The organism is Dolomitihabitans soli (assembly GCF_022213955.1).
Classification (GTDB): domain Bacteria; phylum Actinomycetota; class Actinomycetes; order Streptosporangiales; family Streptosporangiaceae; genus Streptosporangium_A; species Streptosporangium_A soli.
The window spans coordinates 44,967-63,746 of record NZ_JAKNTW010000013.1 but is presented as its reverse complement, the minus strand read 5'-3'; the positions used below and the strand labels follow the sequence as shown (position 1 = coordinate 63,746).

General features: G+C 71.7%; 12 protein-coding genes. 7 read left to right on the top strand and 5 right to left on the bottom strand.

Annotated elements, in window-relative coordinates; all coding sequences use genetic code 11:
* The first annotated feature begins 146 nt into the window (after positions 1–146).
* Positions 147–1,010, top strand: coding sequence for a hypothetical protein (locus tag MBA17_RS25550; RefSeq protein ID WP_238499111.1), 864 nt, complete (start codon positions 147–149; stop codon positions 1,008–1,010).
* Here the strand turns inward: MBA17_RS25550 and MBA17_RS25545 are convergent.
* The gene (locus MBA17_RS25545) at positions 988–1,443 is read right to left on the bottom strand and encodes a DUF488 domain-containing protein (protein WP_238499110.1); all 456 of its coding nucleotides are present in this window, start codon (positions 1,441–1,443) and stop codon (positions 988–990) included. The two genes, MBA17_RS25550 and MBA17_RS25545, sit on opposite strands and share 23 nt — an antisense overlap.
* 400 nt (positions 1,444–1,843) lie before the next feature.
* On the opposite strand from MBA17_RS25545, the gene MBA17_RS25540 reads away from it, so the two are divergent.
* From MBA17_RS25540 to MBA17_RS25530, 3 genes are all read left to right on the top strand, one after another.
* Positions 1,844–3,277, top strand: a complete 1,434-nt coding sequence (locus tag MBA17_RS25540) for a beta-N-acetylhexosaminidase (protein WP_238499109.1) — start codon at positions 1,844–1,846, stop codon at positions 3,275–3,277.
* Between the two features lie 602 nt (positions 3,278–3,879).
* Positions 3,880–7,524, top strand: a complete 3,645-nt coding sequence (locus MBA17_RS25535; protein WP_238499392.1) for an ATP-dependent helicase — start codon at positions 3,880–3,882, stop codon at positions 7,522–7,524.
* A complete protein-coding gene (locus MBA17_RS25530) occupies positions 7,518–10,805 on the top strand; it encodes an ATP-dependent helicase (protein ID WP_238499108.1) in 3,288 nt (1,095 codons plus the stop codon). The genes MBA17_RS25535 and MBA17_RS25530 overlap by 7 nt, the downstream gene beginning before the upstream one ends.
* A gap of 40 nt (positions 10,806–10,845) precedes the next feature.
* Here MBA17_RS25530 and MBA17_RS25525 read toward each other — a convergent pair whose 3' ends face one another.
* From MBA17_RS25525 to MBA17_RS25515, 3 genes are all read right to left on the bottom strand, one after another.
* A complete protein-coding gene (locus tag MBA17_RS25525) occupies positions 10,846–11,934 on the bottom strand; it encodes an alanine racemase (RefSeq protein WP_238499107.1) in 1,089 nt (362 codons plus the stop codon).
* A complete protein-coding gene (locus tag MBA17_RS25520) occupies positions 11,931–13,481 on the bottom strand; it encodes an IucA/IucC family protein (protein WP_238499106.1) in 1,551 nt (516 codons plus the stop codon). Before MBA17_RS25520 ends, MBA17_RS25525 begins: the two co-directional genes overlap by 4 nt.
* A 309-nt stretch (positions 13,482–13,790) precedes the next feature.
* Positions 13,791–15,344, bottom strand: a complete 1,554-nt coding sequence (locus MBA17_RS25515; protein ID WP_238499105.1) for an IucA/IucC family protein — start codon at positions 15,342–15,344, stop codon at positions 13,791–13,793.
* Between the two features lie 65 nt (positions 15,345–15,409).
* On the opposite strand from MBA17_RS25515, the gene MBA17_RS49670 reads away from it, so the two are divergent.
* Positions 15,410–15,532: a hypothetical protein gene (locus tag MBA17_RS49670; protein ID WP_274385958.1), complete on the top strand. Its 123-nt coding sequence runs from the start codon at positions 15,410–15,412 to the stop codon at positions 15,530–15,532.
* 26 nt (positions 15,533–15,558) lie between these two features.
* Here the strand turns inward: MBA17_RS49670 and MBA17_RS25510 are convergent, their stop codons facing one another.
* Positions 15,559–16,764: an ATP-grasp domain-containing protein gene (locus tag MBA17_RS25510; protein ID WP_238499104.1), complete on the bottom strand. Its 1,206-nt coding sequence runs from the start codon at positions 16,762–16,764 to the stop codon at positions 15,559–15,561.
* Positions 16,765–16,916: 152 nt separating this feature from the next.
* Here MBA17_RS25510 and MBA17_RS25505 point away from each other — a divergent pair, with 152 nt between their 5' ends.
* Both MBA17_RS25505 and MBA17_RS25500 read left to right on the top strand, forming a co-directional pair.
* Positions 16,917–17,282: a hypothetical protein gene (locus MBA17_RS25505; RefSeq protein ID WP_238499103.1), complete on the top strand. Its 366-nt coding sequence runs from the start codon at positions 16,917–16,919 to the stop codon at positions 17,280–17,282.
* A 3-nt stretch (positions 17,283–17,285) separates the two neighbouring features.
* Positions 17,286–18,686 (top strand): sensor histidine kinase, encoded by a 1,401-nt coding sequence (locus MBA17_RS25500; protein ID WP_238499102.1) that lies wholly within the window; start codon positions 17,286–17,288, stop codon positions 18,684–18,686.
* The last annotated feature ends 94 nt before the right edge of the window (positions 18,687–18,780 follow it).

Sequence of the window (18,780 nt, the reverse complement as noted above, 5' to 3'; positions counted from 1 at the left end):
GCCATCTCGCTACCGGCAACGATCTCGGCGGCGCCTGATGGCAGGTTGATTGTCCAGTTGTGGTCAACTTGCTTCGCTCAAGACGGTTGACGAATCAGTAAAGCTAATCTCTGGATATAGGTGGGGCGGTCAGTGCGGAGGATTCCATGGCAGAGCAGCCTTCTCTCTTCGGTCCAGATTTGGGAACGATCCACACCAAGCCATCGGATACCCGATTCCAGCGGATGAAGGTGTTGATCACCGTCAAGGCCGCCCCCAATCCCTCAGAGACCTACGGAGAGACCGTATGCGTGGCCGCGCTGCGGCTCGACTTGGACCAACCGGGCTGGATAAGGCTCTACCCGATCAACTTTCGCGAGTTGGACAGCGACCGTCAGTTCAGGAAGTACGACGTCGTTGCGCTGGAAGCCAAACCCAGCGCGAACGATCCACGGGCGGAGAGCTGGAGGCCACGAGCCGACAGCTTCGTCGTGGTAAAGCATCTCGACGGCTGGCCGAAACGAATGGCCTTTCTCGACGATTACATCGAGGAGTCCATGTGCGGCCTCATCACCGCTGTCCGTAACCGTCCTTCGGCTCGGTCGCTGGCGGCAGTCCGGCCGGCAAGAATTCTTGCGCTTGACATCGAGTCTCACCCCGGTTGGACGCCTGCCGAGCAGAACAAGATTGACAGGTATGTCCAACAGTTCGATCTCTTCGACTCAGCGCCACGCGCCGTGCTCCAGGCCCCTCGCTTCAAGGCGTGGTACCGCTACCGATGTCACTCCTCCGGCTGCAATACACACCGTCAGGGGATCTACGACTGGGAGCTGTCCGCCCTGCAGCGCACCGTGGGCGCCCGTGACGACGAAGGGGTGAAGCAGGCCATTCGCGAAAAATTCTGGGACCAGATGTGCGCACCGGACCGCGACACCGTCTTCTACGTGGGCAACCAGCAAGCCCATCCGCAGAGCTTCATCATTCTGGGCGTGCTCTATCCTCGCCGGCTCAAACCCGTACCGCGGAGCTGAGGCGTTCGCGGACGGCCTCCAGAACGAGATCGCGATGACAGCGGTGCTCGTCGGCTTCGAAGCACATGAGCGACACCCTCTGCCGCCGAGCGGCCTCGGAGATCCGGTCCAGGCATTCACGCGCGCCGACAGCCGTGAGCAGCCCCGCGTAGATACCGCGGGCGGTCCTCAGTTCGACCTGGTTGCCGCCGAACCCGGCTCTGTTCGATTTGGGATTGCCGAGTTCGCGCATGTGCTCGTAGGCGATCCCCGCATCGGCAAGCGCGTCGCCCAGCGCGGTCTTGCTGAAACCCCGCTTGCGGGAGATCGGATTCAGCCGCACGTCGACCAGCAGTCCCACGTCTTCGTGGCGAAGGCGCCGGATGAACTCGTCGAGGTCGCAGCCCTCGTACCCGACTCCGGTCAACCGCACATGCTGTTCGATCGTAAGCATGATCTGCACTCTTTCACGCCTGGTCGTAGCCGTCTCACAGATCCCGAGACACCTGCAACCTTCCCGTGGCGAGTGCTGACAACCCGCCGGATCGCCGAGGCGGGGGCCTCTTCTCGGCGCTCGGCGTCACGCCGTCGCACTCTGTGACGGCATGACCCTACCGTGTCACCGGCCAGGGCGGGCGGTGTGACGCGGGGTCAGCCGACTGCCACGGCCGGGTCGTCCGGGGTCCGGAGTATGTCGTCTCGTGGGTGCTGGTCCTAGAATGGTTAACAAGCTTTCCGATAAAGCCGCGGAGAGTGATGGGGTCGGTGATCCAATGGGGGAATCGTGGTTGGCGCGGATGGCGGCCGGTGTCCTGGTGGGTGTGGCGCTGGCGGCGTGTGCGGTGGGTGGCGGCGTGGCTGACGAGGTGAACCTGGTTCCGCTGCCCTCGGAGGTCGAGATCCTGCCCGCCGGGTTCGCCCTCGACGAGCCCATGGTGATCAGCGCGCCGCCCGAGGCCGCCGCCGTGGCCGGTCACCTGGTGCGGGCCGTACTCGATGCGACCGGGAGGCGGCCGGAGCTGGGGGCGGCGGGGGCGGTGCGGCTGAGCCTGGACGCGCCGCAGGCCGGCGCGGAGGGGTATGACCTGGTCGTCGACCCCGATGGCGTACGGCTGAGCGCGGCCACCCCGGCGGGGCTCTTCTGGGGGGTGCAGACCCTCAGGCAACTGCTGCCCACCGGACCCGGGCGGCAGATCGACGGGATCCGTGTCTCCGACCGGCCGCGGTTCGCGTGGCGGGGCGCGATGCTGGACGTCGCGCGGCACTTCTTCGCCGTGGCCGACGTCAAGCGCTACATCGACCTGATCTCTGCCTACAAGCTCAACGTGCTCCACCTGCACCTCAGCGACGACCAGGGCTGGCGGCTGGCGATCGACGGATGGCCCGACCTCACCGCCGTGGGCGGCTCGACCGAGATCGGCGGCGGGCCCGGCGGCTTCTACGACGCGGACGACTACCGGGAGATCGTCGCCTACGCCCGTGACAGGTTCGTCGAGATCGTGCCCGAGATCGACCTGCCGGGCCACACCAACGCCGCCCTCGCCTCCTATGCCGAGCTCAACTGCGACGGCCGCAGGCGCGAGCCGTACACCGGGATGAAGGTCGGGTTCAGCGCGCTGTGCGTGGGCTCGCCGGCCACCGACAGGTTCGTCTCCGACGTGGTCGCGGCCGTCGCCCGGCTGACCCCGGGGCCGTACCTCCACATCGGCGGTGACGAGGTGCAGACGCTGAGCGCGCAGGAGTACGCCGCGTTCGTCGAGCGCGCCCAGGAGCTGGTCCGCGCGACGGGCAAGCGCATGGTCGGCTGGCAGGAGATCGGCAAGGCGAAGCTCGCCGCCGACTCGATCACCCAGTTCTGGCAGACCAACGACCCTCCGGACGAGGTCCAGCAGGCCGTACGGCAGGGCGGCAAGCTCGTCATGTCGCCGGCCTCCCGGGTCTATCTCGACATGAAGTACGACGCGGACACCAGGATCGGTCTCGACTGGGCCGGGTTCGTCGAGGTGCGCGACGCCTACGAGTGGGATCCGGCCACGGTGGTCCAGGGCGTCGGCGAGCAGGACGTGCTGGGCGTGGAGACGCCGTTGTGGACGGAGACGGTGGAGACGATCGCCGACGTGGAGTATCTCGCCTTTCCACGGCTCCCCGCGGTGGCCGAGGTCGCCTGGTCGCCGCAACGGGCCCGGTCCTTCGACCGGTTCGCCGCCCGCCTCGCCTCGCACGCCGCCCTCTGGAAACGGTGGGACGTCACCTACCACCGGTCTCCCCAGATCCCGTGGGCGGACTAGCGGTTCGGCGTCTCCCTGCGCCAGGCCACCGAGCCACCGGCTGTACGGAGGGCCCAGATCCCGTGGGCGGACTAGCGGTTCGGCGTCTCCGCGCCGGCCGTCTTCCTTCACTACCGGCTGTCGCACGCCTTCGGGAACGGCCAGATGGTCGGCATGAAGGTCATCGGCATCCGGCGCGACGATGTGCTCAGTGTGGGTTTGGACTTACGTGGGCTGGGGCGTTGCGTGGTGTCGGGCTGGTGGGGTTCGGCGACGGCTGGGCCGGGTTCGTGGTGGAGGGCGGTGGGGCTGGAAGGCTGGTGGCCTTCGCCAGCTCTGGGAGCGCAGGTTGCCTCCGGGGGACGAACGGCGCGGTGGACCAGGGCCGCTTTCGGGGCGAACGTGGACGATCCTTCGTTCAACCGGCGGCGTGTCGCGGTGTGCGGCGACATGTCGGTGGATAGCGTGTTCTGCCGAATTTGGGGGCCGATCTGTCCCGGATAGCCGGGGAGACGGGTCAAGTCGGCACGATCTGTCCCCGGGGTCTGGTGGAATGCTGAGTTGTGAGTGCTCAGAGCTGGCGACTGGTGCGGGATGGGGCCACGGGGCGTGCCGAGGCCCCTGTGCTCGACGAGTACCAGCGTGCCGTGGTCGAGCATCGGGGCGGTCCGCTGCTCGTGCTCGCGGGGCCGGGCACCGGTAAGACCACCACCATCGTGGAGAGCGTCGTCGACCGGGTCGAGCGCCGCGGGATCGATCCCGAGCGGATCCTGGTGCTCACCTTCAGCCGCAAGGCGGCTGGCGAACTGCGCGAGCGCATCACCGGCCGGATGCGGCGCACCACCCGCACGCCGCTGGCCCTCACCTTCCACAGCTACGCCTACACGCTGCTCCGTCGGGACGCCGTCCTCGCCGGGGAGCCGCCGCCGCGCCTGCTGACCGGCCCCGAGCAGCTCCTGGAGGTCCGCCGCCTGCTGCACGGCGAGCTGCAGGGCGGCGCGCCCGAGTGGCCGGAGAAGCTCAGGGAGGCGCTGAAGACCCGCGGGTTCGCCGAGGAACTGCGCGACTTCATGTCCAGGGCCGCGGAGCGCGGCCTCGACGGTGCGGACCTCGTCGCGCTGGGCCGGACGCACGGCCGCGCCGACTGGGCGGCGGCCGGCCGGTTCGCCGACCGCTACCAGGCCCGTTTCGACCTGGACCCGGTGCCCTCGCTCGACTACGCCGAGCTGATCCGCGCCGCCGCGGGGCTGCTCGCCGACGGCGAGGTCCGCGAACGTGAGCGGGCCGCCTACGACGTCGTCTACGTGGACGAGTACCAGGACACCGATCCCGCGCAGGAGTTCCTGCTCAGGCAGCTCGCCGGCGACGGGCGCGACCTGATCGCGGTCGGCGACCCCGACCAGTCCATCTACGGCTTCCGCGGGGCCGAAGTCGGCGGCATCCTCCGCTTCCCCGAACGGTTCCCCACCCGCGACGGCCACGACGCCCCCGTGGTCGCCCTGCGCGTCTGCCGCCGGATGGCGCCCGGCCTGCTGACCGCCTCCCGCCGGGTGACCGCCCGCCTCCCCGCCGCCCCGCCGTCCAGCGCCGCCGCCCCGCCGTCCAGCGCCGCCGCCCCGCCGTCCAGCGCCGTCGGCCCGCCGTCCGGCGCCGCCGGCCGGGGGCACCGCGACCTGCTCCCGAGCCAGGACGCCGAGCCGGGCGAGGTGCGGGCGCTGCTCACCGACGGCGCGAGCCAGGAGGCCGCCGTGGTGGCCGACACGCTGCGCCGGGCACACCTGCTCGACGGGGTGGCGTGGTCGCGGATGGCGGTGCTGGTGCGGTCGGCGGCACGGCAGGTGCCGTTGCTGCGCAGGGCCCTGGTGACGGCCGGGGTGCCGGTCACGGTCGCGAGCGACGAGCTGCCGGTGGCCGCGGAGCCCGGGGTCCGGCCGATGATCACCCTGCTGCGGGTGGCGATGCACCCCGAGACCCTGGACGAGGCCGTCGTCGAGGAACTGCTCACCGGCCCGCTGGGCGGCACCGACATGATCGGCGTCCGCCGCCTCCGTCGCGCCCTCCGCATCGCCGAACACGCCGCCGAGGCCGCCGAGGCCGCCGAAGCCGCCCACGAGGACGGTGTGCAGGATCCCGCCGACGAGGACGGTGTGCAGGATCCCGCCGACGAGGACGACGTGCAGGATCCCGTCGACCAGGTTGGCACCGTGCAGGACGATGCCGTCTCCGAGAGGGGCGTGCTGGATTCGGCCGCGCGGCGGCTCGCCGGTGAGGTGGGTGCCGATGGGGAGTCCGTCCCGCAGGTTCCCGCTGTACGTGAGGGTGGTGTGGTGGGTGTCGGTGGGGACTCTGCCCCGCAGGCTTCCGCCGTGCGTGAGGGTGCCGATGGGGAGTCCGTCCTTCTGGCTCCCGCTGTACGTGTGGGTGCCGGTGGGGACTCTGCCCCGCAGGCTTCCGCCGTGCGTGAGGGTGACGGCGGGGAGTCTGTCCCGCTGGCTCCTGCCGTGCGTGAGGGTGTCGCAGAGGACGGGGCCGTCCGGGTGGCGGAGCGGGAGGGGGGTCTGCGGACGGCGGGGGAACTGCTGGTGGCGGCGGTGCGGGACGCGCGGGAGCTGGTGCGGGTGGAGCCGCACATCGCGGCGCCGGCCGAGCGGCTGGCCAAGCTGCTCGTCACCGCGGGCGAGGCCGTACGGCAGAGCGGTACGGCGGAGGACGTGCTGTGGGCGGTGTGGCAGGCCAGCGGCCTCGCGCAGACCTGGACCGAGGTGAGCCTGGGCGGCGGGGCGAGGGGCGCGGCGGCCGACCGGGATCTCGACGCGGTGATGGCGCTGTTCGACCACGCGGCGCGGTTCGTGGACCGGTTGCCGAAGGCGGGGCCCGAGGTGTTCCTCGACGATCTGGCGTCGCAGGAGATCGCCGGTGACACCCTGGCCGAGCACGCCCCGGAAGGCGACGCCGTACGCATCCTGACCGCGCACCGCGCCAAGGGCCTGGAGTGGGACGTCGTGGTGGTCGCGGGGGTGCAGGAGGGGGTCTGGCCCGACCTGCGGCTGCGCGGTTCGATGCTGGGCGTGGAGGACATGGTCGAGCTGTCCAGGGGGTCGGCGCCGGGCGGCACGGACGCCGCCTCCGCCGCGCTGGCCTCCAAACTGCTCGCCGAGGAACGCCGTCTGTTCTACGTGGCCGCGACCAGGGCGCGGAAGAAGCTCGTGGTCACGGCGGTCGGCGGCGAGGACACCGACGAGCGGCCCTCGCGGTTCCTGTCGGAGCTGCTGCCCGGCAGCGTGGAGGAGGCGGGCGCGACCGACCGGGCGCGCTGGCTGAGCATGTCCGCCCTGGTGGCCGACCTGCGGCAGGCGGTGTGCGACCCGACCAGGCCGGAACGCCTGCGCCAGGCGGCGGCGAGTCATCTGGCCAGGCTGGCGGAGGCGGGCGTGCAGGGCGCGCACCCCGACGACTGGTACGGCCTGACCCCGATCTCCGACGACCGCCCGCTCGGCTGGCCCGACGACATCGTCCGGATCTCGCCCTCGGCCGTGGAGAGCTTCACCAAGTGCGGCCTGCGGTGGCTGCTGGAGACCTCGGTGGGCGCGAGCGGCACCAGCGCGGCGCAGGGGCTCGGCACGGTCGTGCACGCGCTCGCCGCGCTCGCCGCGACCGGCCTGCCCACCGAGGAGACGCTGGGCAAGCGCCTCGACGGGATCTGGGACGAGCTCGACTTCGGCGGCAAATGGTTCAACCGCAAGCAGCGCAAGGTCGCCGAGCAGATGATCGGCAAGTTCGTCCGCTGGCATCAGGAGAACCCCAGGGAGCTGGTCGCCCCCGAGGAGGCGTTCACCGCGATGGTCTCCGAGGGCGTGCAGATCAAGGGCAGGGTCGACCGGGTCGAGCGTGACGGCGAGGGCCGAGCGGTGATCATCGACCTGAAGACCGGCAGTTCCAAGCCCTCGGACGCCGATCTCGACCGCCACCCGCAGCTCGGCGTCTACCAGCTCGCCACGCTGCTCGGCGCGTTCCGGCGGCACGGGCTCACCGAGCCGGGCGGCGCGGCGCTGGTGCAGGTCGGCAAGGCGGCCGGCAAGGACGCCAAGGAACAGGGCCAGCGGGCACTCGGCGACGACGACGATCCGAAGTGGGCGGAGAAGCTGGTCGACACCGTGGCCACCGGCATGTCGGGCCCGTTCTTCCAGGCACAGGTCAACGACGGCTGCCGTACCTGCGCGGCCAGGTCGAGCTGCCCGGTCAACGACGACGGGGGCCAGGTGTGCTGAGCGCGGTCGAGCTGGCCGACAGGCTCGGCATCCTGCCGCCGACCCCCGAGCAGGCCGCCGTGATCGAGGCTCCGCTGGAGCCCACGGTCGTGATGGCGGGCGCGGGCTCGGGCAAGAGCGAGACCATGGCGGGCCGGGTGGTCTGGCTGGTCGCCAACGGGCTGGCCAGGCCCGAACGCGTGCTGGGGCTCACCTTCACCCGCAAGGCCGCCACCGAGCTGGCCGCCCGGGTCCGCAAGCGGCTGGCCGGGCTCGCCGAGGCCAAGCTGGTCGACGCGGAGGTGCTGGAGGAGGAGCCGACCGTCTCCACCTACCACGCGTACGCCGCGCGGCTGGTGACCGACCACGCCCTCCGCGAGGCGCTCGAACCCACCATGCGCCTGGTGCCGCCCGCCGTCTCCTGGCAGCTGGCGAGCCGGATCGTCAGCCTCTACGACGGGCCGATGGAGGAGATCGAGTGGGGCCCCGCGACGGTCACACGTGCCGTGCTGGAGCTGTCCGGCGAGATGGCCGAGCACCTCCGCGACGCCGGTGATGTACGGCGGGCGGGCGCGTGGCTGGCCGACCGGCTCGCCGAACTGCCCGGCCGGACCACGATCGCGCAGCGCAAGCCCGTCGCCGTCCAGGCCGCCAGGGAGCAACTCCTGCCGCTGGTCGAGGAGTACGGCAGGCTGAAGAGGTCCAGGGAGGTCATCGACTACGGCGACCAGATGGCCCTGGCCGCCAGGATCGCCGCCGGGCACCAGGAGGTGGGCGAGATCGAGCGGGGCAGGTTCTCGGTGGTCCTCCTCGACGAGTACCAGGACACCAGCCACGCCCAGCTGGTGCTGCTGCGCGCGCTGTTCGCCACCGGGCATCCGGTGACCGCCGTCGGCGACCCCTGCCAGTCCATCTACGGCTGGCGCGGCGCCTCGGCGGGCAACCTCACCCGCTTCGCCACCGACTTCCGTACGGCCAGCGGCGACGAGGCCCCGGTACGCCGGCTGTCGGTGAGCTTCCGCAACGGCGACCGGGTGCTCGACGTCGCCGCCAGGGTGCAGCTCCCGCTCCGGATGGAGGCGCGGGAGGTGCCTGTGCTGGTGCCCGGCAAGAACCGGGTGGACCGTGGCCGGGTGCTGTGCGCGTTCCACGAGACCGCCGAGGACGAGGCCCGGTGGGTCGCCGACGGGGTGGTCCGCCTGCTGGGTGAGGAGACCGCGCCCGACGGGCTGCCGTGGGGCGAGGGGGAGCGCGAGAAGGCCAAGCCGAGCTCCTGGGGCGGGCCGCTTGCCGTACAGCCGTCGGATGTGGCGATCCTCGCGCGGCGGCGTTCGCAGTTTCCCGCGTTGCGGCGGGCCCTTGCCGAGCGGGGGGTGCCGGTCGAGGTGGTCGGGCTGGGCGGCCTGCTCACGGTGCCCGAGGTGTCCGACATCGTGGCGACGCTGCGGGTGCTCTACGACCCGACGGCCGGCGACGCGCTGGTGCGGCTGCTCGCCGGGCCGAGGTGGCGGATCGGGCCCGCCGACCTGAAGGTGCTCGGCGACTGCGCCCGCGAGCTGAACCGCGAGACGCGCGACGGCGGCGGCCGGCAGGAGGACCCGCTCGACCAGGTCGTCGCGGATCTGGCGGAGGAGCGCGGCAGCCTGGTCGACGCGCTGGACGAGCTGCCCGACCGGGCCGAGTGGCTGTCCCGGTTCTCGCCGCTGGCCAGGATCCGGCTGATCGCGATGGCGGGAGAGCTGCGGTTGCTGCGGGCGCACGCCGGGCAGCCGCTGCCCGACCTGATCACCGAGATCGAGCGCAGGACCGGGCTGGAGGTGGAGGTGGCCGCGCAGGCGGCCACGGCGAGCGCGTTCGCCGCCCGTGCCGACCTGGACGCGTTCCAGGACGCCGCGTCCAGGTTCGCCGGCGACGCCGAAGATCCCACGCTCGGCGCGTTCCTGGCCTATCTGAAGGCCGCCGACGAGGAGGAGAACGGCCTCGACGCCGGCCGGGTCGGCGAGAGCAACAGCGTCAAGCTGATGACCATCCACGCCTCCAAGGGCCTGGAGTGGCCGGTCGTGGTGGTGCCCGGCATGTCGCAGCTCCGTTCCAAGACCGGCGCCCTGGCGAGCGGGACCATCTTCCCGGCCCGGCCCGTCACCACCCCGAGGTGGACGGAGAACCCACGCAAGCTGCCCTACCCGCTCCGCGGCGACGCGGCCGACCTGCCCAGACTCGCCGGCCTGACGAAGGAGGAGCTCGGCGACTTCGACGAGCACTGCCGCGAGCGCGACCTGATGGAGGAGCGCAGGCTGGCGTATGTGGCGGTCACCCGCGCCCACTACCTGCTGATCGCCTCCGGCTACCGCTGGGGCAGCGCCACCAAACCGCTCGAACCCTCCGACTTCCTGCGGGAGGTCAGCGAGACCTGCGGCCGGGTGGCCCACTGGGCCGAGCCCATCGCGGACGGCGCGGAGAACCCGCTGCTCGCGGTGCCCGCCGAGGCTCCGTGGCCGGTCACCCCCGAGGGCCTGCGCTACGAGGCGGTGCTCGACGGCGCCCGCCTGGTCGAGGCGGCGCTGGACGGCTCGCTCGCCGACGACGAGCCCGACCAGGTCCGGGTCTTCGACCGTGACCGGATGAGCTCCTGGGAACGTGACACCGAGCTGCTGCTGCGCGAACGCGAGCACGTACGGCGACGCCCAGCCACCCGGGTCGAGCTGCCGTCCCGGCTGACCGTCTCCTCGCTCGTCACCCTCGCCGACGACCCGAGGGAACTGGCCAGACGCATCCGCCGTCCCGTCCCCGTACGCCCGGCGCCGCTCGCCCGCCGGGGCACCGCCTTCCACCACTGGCTGGAGTCACGGTGGGGACAGCAGCGGCTGATCGACGACTTCGAGCTGCCGGGGACCGCGGGCGACGTCCCCGAGACCGATGTGCGGCTTTCGGAGCTCCAGGACAGGTTCGAGGAGAGCGAGTGGGCTTCGCGGGAGCCGCTCGATCTTGAGGTGCCGTTCGAGACCATGATCGCTGATCGGCTGGTGCGCGGCCGGATGGACGCGGTCTTCCGCGCTCCCGACGGCGGTTACGAGGTCGTCGACTGGAAGACCGGCGAACGCCCCCGGGGCAGGGCCGCGGAGACCGCCGCGATCCAGCTCGCCGCCTACCGCCTGGCCTGGGCCGAGCTCGCCGGCGCGCCCATCGAGCAGGTCCGGGCCGCCTTCCACTACGTGCGTTCGAACGAGACCATCCGCCCGGTGGACCTCCTCGACGCCCCCGGCCTGGCCGCCCTCGTCGAATCCGTCCCAGCGGTCAGCTGAAGATCGCCATGGTGTCAAGGGAGAGATCGAATTTCGTGGGTCAGACGTAGTGGAAGGTTGGTTTGGGGTGCATGAGGAAGTCGTGGTGGGAGATGTTCCAGGCGTAGGCGCCGGCCAGGGCGAAGGCGATGGTGTCCCCTGTTTGAAGGTGATTTATGGGGATTTGGCGGGCGAAGACGTCCTTGGGGGTGCAGAGCTGGCCGACGATCGTGACCGGTTCGTCGGTGATGGCGGGGCCGTGGCCGGTGGGGAGTACGGCGAAGGGCTGGTCGTGTGACTTGGCGACCGGGGTGCGCAGGTGGTGGGTGCCGCCGGTGACCACGGCGAACAGCGCGCCGTGGACCCGCTTCAGGTCGATCACCCGGGTGAGATACCAGCCGCAGTACGCCGTCAGGGCACGGCCCGGCTCGATCCGCAGCGTCCGGCCCGGCCGTCCCAGGGCCCTCAGGGCGGTGCCGTAGGAGGTCCAGTCGAACCTCGCGCCCGGGTCGGTGTAGGACACGTTCATGCCGCCGCCGAGATTGACCTCGTCGTGGTCTCCGGCGTGATCCAGTACGGCGCGCGCCAGGCCGGCGAGGTCGGCGGCGTCCAGGCCGCTGGCCAGGTGGGCGTGGATGCCGCGCAGCCGTACGCGGTGCTGGGGTTTCAGGAGGTCCGCGCACTCCTGCGCGCCTGCGGGGTCCATGCCGAAGGGGGTGGCGCCGCCGCCCATGGTGAGTGCCGCGCCGCCGATGGGGATGTCCAGGTTGAGCCTGAGCAGGATGTCGGCCGTGATCCCGGTGGCCAGCAGGCGGCGCAGTTCGCCGGGGCTCTCGACGTGCAGGCGGTCGACGGGGGCGGTGAGTTCCCCGGCCGTCTTGCCGGGGCCGCCCAGGGCGATCCTGGCGCCGGGGACCGTGGCGCGGACGTGGGCCAGTTCGCCCGCCGAGGAGACCTCGAAGCCGTCCAGATGGGGAGCGAGGACCCGGAGGATCTCGGGGTCGGGATTGGCCTTGACCGCGTAGTAGAGCTCGGCGCCGTGTACCGCCTGCCGTACGGACCGGGCGTGGGTGTGCAGGTCGGCGAGGTCGTAGACGTAGGCGGGGGCATGCTCGGCGAGCGCCTGTACGGCGGGCGGGGGGACGATCAACGGGTCACCTCGCAGGCGGGCGGGTTGGCGGCGAACGGGTTGGCGACGGGGACGTAGCCGGCCGTGCGGTCGGCCGAGCGGGCCCAGCGCACGGTGAGGTTCGCCTTCGCCGGGAGCGGGGCCCCGGCCAGCAGGTCCATCAGCTTCGCCGGCCGGCCGACCGTCTCCGCGTACGCGGCGAGCACCTCACCCGCGATGGTCCACAGTTCGCGCAGGGTGTCCTCGTCGTCCGCGAGGGTGGCGGCGATCTCGGACAGATGGTTGACGAACAGGCAGTAGACGACGCGGTTCCAGCCCTGGTCGGGGGTGTAGGTCAGGGTGCCGGCCAGCTCGGCGGGGAGGGCGGGATGCCGCGCGGGGAGGAGTTTGGTGCCTTCCAGGTCGCGGAAGACGGCCTCGGCGGGGATGCCGTCGGGGTCGAGGCCGATGAGCACGTTCTGGAGGTGGGGTTCCAGGACGACGCCGTGCGTGAAATAGGCGTCGAGCACGGGGCGGGCCACGTGCTCGACGTAGGCGCGCCACCAGCGGGCGGCGTCGCGGACCCGGTGGGTGGTGAGGGAGGCGGCCAGCAGGGCGGCGGGGCCCGGGGCGGTACGGACGATCACGCCCAGGCCCTCCAGCAGGCGGGAGCCGAGGGCGGCGGACCGGTAGCCGGGTTCGGGCAGCCATCGGGTGCCGGGGAAGCGGGCCGACAGGTCCTCGAAGACCGGGGCCAGCAGCCCGGTGAGCGCCACCGCGCCCTCCAACTCGTACCAGGAGTTCTTCCGCACGCAGTTGGTGATCCGGATGTCCAGGCTGAACTTCAGGCAGGTCCCGGTCTCCGGCTCGTAGACGGTGCGCACCGAGGAGGTCGGCACCACCGGGCGCGTCCCCGGACCGAGGTCGACGAGGCGGCCGTCGCCGAGCGGACCGTCGAGGGCGGGACCGAGAAGGTCGAGTTGCCAGGGATGCGCGGGCAGCAGGGCGTACCCGGGCGGGGCCGTCCCCAGCCGGTCGAGCGCGGCCGTGTCCCCCCGCGCGGCGAGCAGATCCTCGCGTACGGCGAGCAGCCGGAGCGGGAAGCTGGCGTGGGCCTCGGGGGCGTAGGCGAGCCAGCCGGCGCCGCCCCGGGCCTTGGGCGAGGGATGGAACGGGTGGCCGAAGACGAGCGACTGCTCGGAGGCGAGCCAGGGACTCTCGGGCGGGTCGGCGTCGGCGCGGGCCTTGAGCATGATCGCCATCGCCTCGCGGCTCGCGGAGACCTGGGCGGCGAACTCCTGGTTCTGCCCGCCGAGTTCGCTCTCCACCAGTTCGACGAGCAGATCGAGGGTGAGCGGGCGCCAGACCCCGTGGTCCAGCCGTTCCGCGTCCTCCAGCCGCAGCGCGATCCCGCCGCCCGCGCGCACCCGGATCAACGTCTCCGCCAGCCTGAGCAGGAGGTACGGCCTGGCCTCCCACACCTGGCCGCGCGGCCCCGCCACCTCCCTCACACAGCAACGCAGCAGGGCCGCCAGCGAGGCGTCCTCGGCGACGGCGACGGCGGGGATGTCGAGCACAAGGCTGTCCACAGGCGGAGATACCCCTTACGAGTCGATCTTGTCGTGCGGCGGGTCGGCAGTGCGTGTGGTGCGGCAGTGCGTGTGGTGCGGCAGAGCGGTGGTGCGGCGGAGCGGTGGTGCGGCGGTGCGGTGGTGCGGCAGTGCGTGTGGTGCGGCGATGCGGTGGTGTGGCGTTGCGGTGGTGCGTCCGGGAGGCTCTGAGCCGGATGGTGTGCGGTGGGGCGGTTTCGATGGTGTGAACCGTGCTGGGGTGTGCTGCGATGACGCGGCGGGTTCGTGGGTGCGGGTCCGTGGTGTGGCGGTTCGTGGGGGTGCGGGTCAGGGGCGTCGCAGGTAGTTGGGTCCGCTGGTGCCGTAGAACTTGTTCACATCCAGCGCCCCGGTGCGCGATTTGTCCACCAGGGTGCCGGCGGTGATCATCGATTTGCCGACCAGGCGGTCGGCGTCCAGGGTCCGGGCGCGGAGCAGGCGGGCCATCGGGTGCTCGCCGTACTCCCCGATGGCCGCGCCGAGTGCGTCCCTGACCAGCCTGCGGGCCTGTTCGGCGGGCAGCGTGTGGAAGGCCACGGCCGCCGCGGCGAGGTGCAGGGTGATCGTGACGAACACGTCGGCGAGGGCGTGCGGGTCGTGGGTGAGCATCCGACCGTCCTCGAAGGCGGGTACGGCGAGCCCGGCGGCGGCCAGTGGACCGGGCGAGACGAGCAGCCCGTCGTTGTCCTTGAGCAGCAGGCCGGGGGAGTCGCCGAGGACCAGGGAGAGGTTCTGCTGATGGGATTCGACCGCTATGCCGTACTTCACGAACAGGCACACGTTCCAGCGCAGCAGCACCGTCAGGTAGTCGTGCAGGAGCCCGGCCACGTCACCGCCGGAGACCTCCTCGATCACGGCGCCGCCCCGGAGGGCCGGCGCGGCCAGGGCGGCCACCGGGACGAGGTCGCCTTCCGGATACTCCCGAATCATCCATCCGAGGTACTCGTGCCCGGCATGCCCGTACGTCTGCTCGTCGGCGATCTGCACGTTCCCGAGGTCGGGCTCGCGGGCGAGCACCTCCCTGAGCAGCAGTTCGGCCCGCGCGCCGTCGGCCAGCACCCCCGGTTTGATCGAGCGGCGGTTGCGCAGGCCGAGGGTGCTGGTGGGGAGGGGCAGCTTGAGGTGGGTTCGCGGGCCCACCATCACCGTGCGCATGGACAGGGTCGGCCTGACCCGGAGGTACGGCCGGCTCGCGACGATCACTCCGGGCAGGTCCCCGACCGTCGCCACGGTCAGCGGATGCACCGGGAACAGCACGTGCGTCTCCCCGAGGTCGGGCAGCCCCACCGACGCGAACTCCGGCCGCCACGGCACCTCCCCGCCCCGCGCCCGCTCCCGGGGGACCGCCGCCCAGCGCAGCTCGAACGACGGCGCGAACTCCGGAGCGTAGGCGAGCAGCGCCTCCGCGGGCAGCCCGTGCCGCGCCCGCGCCGTCGGGTAGACCGGATGATCGACGAACGCGGCGAGGGTCTCGTGGTCGCCGGGCTCGATCCTGGCCAGCACCTCCGCCCGGTGCGCGTCGTGCAACTCCAGCGCGCGCAACGCCTCCCCGCACTCCACCGCGAACGCCTCGACCCCGGCCGCGTCCGCCGGATCGGCCACCTCCCGCGCCGTGGCGAGCACATCGTCCAGGCCGATCGCCTCCCCGGCGGCCACCACGAAATCCTGGAACAGCGAACCGGGCGCCAGCCGTACGGCGTGACCGCCCGCGAGCTCGATCGCGACCCCGCCCCTGGGCGTCCGGGTCACCCGCGAGGCGAGCCCGCCGAAGTCCTCGCGCAGCAACGCGTTCAGGACCCTCGCCGCGAGGTAACGCTCGGTCTCACGCGTATCGGGGATCACGGGGTCACCGTCCAGGGGTGGGCGGTGGTGGCGGTCATGGGGGCGCTGTCCATGGATGGGCGGTGGTGTCGGGTCGTGAGGTCACCGTCCAGGGATGGGCGATGGTGTCCCTGTGGTGGCCGGTCGCGGGGACGTGGTCCGGCGATGGGCGGGTGCTGGCCGGTCACGGGCTCACCATCCAGGGGTGAGCGGCGGCGATGGCGGTGCTGGCCGGTCATGGGGTCACCGTCCAGGGGTGGGCGGCGGCGAAGGCGGCGATGGCGGTGTCCACGCTCTCCCTGTCGTGTCCGATCGCGCGGACGAGGCCCAGGTAGTCGCGGTTGGTGTTGCCGACGTCCACCCGGTCGCCGACGGCGCGGAGCGGGCGGTGCCACAGCCGTACCGCGTCGCTGTCGCGCGGGGTGATGGCGGGCGGGGCCGAGCTGATCGTGCCCGAGGTCTGGGCGACGAGGCTGACCGCGGTCCCGTGTCCGGCGAAGGCCGCCGGTGGGCCGGGGAGGGGCTCGCCGAGGTGGACCGCGAGAATCCATTCGAAGAGCGGCACGCCCAGCAGATCCGCCAGCAGGAAGTCGCAGTGGTCGCCGATCACCCGGTAGTTGACCTCGATGATCCGCGGCCCGCGCTCGGTGATCGCGTACTCGGTGTGGCAGGCCCCGAACCCCGCCCCCAGCGCGGCCAGGGCCTTCAGCACGTGCCGGTGCGCCGCGTTCTCCGGCGCCCAGTCGAGCCGTTCCTCCACGAAGTGGGGCAGCGGGCCGAGGGTGGTGGCGAACCCGCCGAGAACCCGGGTCGTACGGCCGTCGCCGAGCGTCTCCAGCGTGTGCAGCGGGCCCTGGAGGTACTCCTCGACGACCAGGGCCTCGCCCGGACGCCTGGCCCGGATGTCCGCGACGGCCCTGGTCAGCTCGTCCGCCGTCCGCACCAGCACCACGTCCTCGCTAGCCACCCCTTCGCGCGGCTTGACCACGGCGGGCAACGGTACGGCGGGCACGGGGTCGCCCGGCGCCAGCCGTGCCGAGGTAACCCGCTCCACGCCGGCCTCGGCCAGCCGGCGCCTGGTGAGCGCCTTGTTCTTGGTGGACACGCAGGCCCGCCAGTCCTTGCCCGGCAGGCCGAAGTAGGCGGCGGCCAACGCGGTCTCGGCCTGGAGGTGGTCGGAGTTGGAGAAGATCGCGCCGGGCGGGTGATGGTGGGCGATCGTGTCGATCACGGCTCGCGGGTCGCGCACGTCGCAGGGGACGATCTCGGTCCCATCGAGCGCCCCGTCGTGGGTCCTGTTGTGGGCCCCATCGAGGACCTCGGCGTGCCGATCCGGCCGGTCGGTGAGAATGGTCACCTCGCAGCCCAGTGCGCGGGCGGCAGGCAGGAAACCGTGGGTGACCGAGTCGGTCGGTTTGAGCGCGGTGACATACAGCCGCACGCAGTGCCTCCGGATCAGGTAAGGCTAACCTAACTAATGCATCCTAGCCGGGCGGGGATCATGTCGTGTACCGAGTGAAGAATGTCGCTGTATGAGAGGGTTCTCATCTTCGTCTCACCGTTGTCTTCCTGCACGGCACCTACCGTTGGAGCATGAGCCGCCGTACTTCCATCATTGCCGTCCTCGTCGGGACGATCGTCGCGGTGCTCGCCATGGTGGGGATGGTGCAGGCGTTCACCAGCGACCCGCCTAACCTGGGAAAGACCGTGGTCGTGTCCGACGCGCCGCCGAAGCCGACGGCTCCCGACGCGACAGCCACCTCCGGCCCGTCCCCCAAACCATCCAAATCGCCCGAGCCATCGCCCAAGCCGTCGCCCAAACCATCGTCTGAGTCGTCGTCGAGGTCCTCGGAGGACGAGAAGCGGCCGGCGAAGCCGGTGAACCCGCCGCCACCGCCGAGAGGCGACGGCGATGATGATGGCGATGACGGTGATGACGACGACGGCGGAGATGACTGAGCGGTGAGTGCGAGAGCCCGGATCGTGGGCTGGATGTTGCTCGTCGTCATGCTCGCCCTGGTGGTGTCGATCTTCGCGACCTGGTCCTACATGCTGGCCAAGCTCGACGACCGGGTGAACGCCGAACTCAGCAACGAGGCGCGCAAGTTCGACTGGTACGTCGAGCAGGCACCGCCCGGCCGCGACGTCGCCGCCCTGCTCGAAGGCCACCTGACCGTGAACGCCCCGGACCGGCACGAGACCTTCTTCACCATCCTCGACGGCGAGGTGGACAGCCTGACGTTCGTCAAACCGCCCACCGCGCTGCACACCGACCGCGCCCTGGTCGCCAAACTGGTGGCCGCCACCACGCCCACGCACGACCGGACCGAGAGCGCCGCCGGAGAGGTCCGCTACGCGGTCAAACCGATCAAGGGAGGCGGCCATACGGGCGCCTTCGTGATCGCGGTCTTCTACGACAAGCACCGGGAGGAGGTCGACGACGCGATCAGGGCACTCAGCCTGACCGCCCTGCTGGCCCTCGGCCTCGCGGGCACCGCCGGGTGGTTTGTGGCGGGCCGCGTCCTCGCCCCGGTACGGCTGGTCCGCCAGACGGCCGAACGGATCAGCGACTCCTCCGACCTGACCCGCCGCCTCATCGTGCCCGGCAACGACGACGTGGCCGCCCTGGCCGGCACCTTCAACCACATGCTCGACCGTTTGGAACGTGCCTTCGCGGTCCAGCGCGAGTTCGTCGACGACGCCGGCCACGAACTCCGCACCCCCATCACCGTCATCCGCGGCCACCTCGAACTCATGGGCGACGACCCCGGCGAACGCGCCGAGACCATCGCCCTGGTCACCGACGAGCTGATCCGGATGAACCGGATCGTCGACGACCTCCTCACCCTCGCCAAGTCCGAGCAGCCCGGCTTCCTCGCTCTCGACGACGTCGAACTCGCCGACCTCACGGTGAGCGTCCTCGCCAAGGCGCGCGGCCTCGGCGACCGCAACTGGCGGATCGAGGAGGTGGCCGACGCCACCATCAGCGCCGACCGCCAGCGCCTGACCCAGGCCCTCATGCAACTGCTGGCCAACGCCGTCCGCCACACCGCATCGGGCGACCTGGTCGCGGTCGGCTCCGCCGTACGAGGTCCCGACGTGGTCCTGTGGGTCCGGGACGTCGGGCCGGGCGTGCGTGTTCAGGATCGGGAGCGGATCTTCGCCCGTTTCGTCCGGGGCGGCAGCCGTACGCACGAGGGGGCCGGGCTCGGGCTGGCCATCGTGCGGTCCATCGCCGAGGCCCATGGGGGCGACGTTTCCGTCGGCGATGCCGAGGGCGGAGGCGCGCTGTTCACCATCACCATTCCCCTGCGATCCGCCGCGCTCGGCTTCGACACCGCGGTGCTGACCCCGATCGCGTGACTTCCCACCACGGCCGTGCCCGGCCCTGTCCACGAGGGCTGACGCCCGTTGCGCCGCTACGCGGCACGTTCGCTTTCCTCCCCAGGGCTCAGGC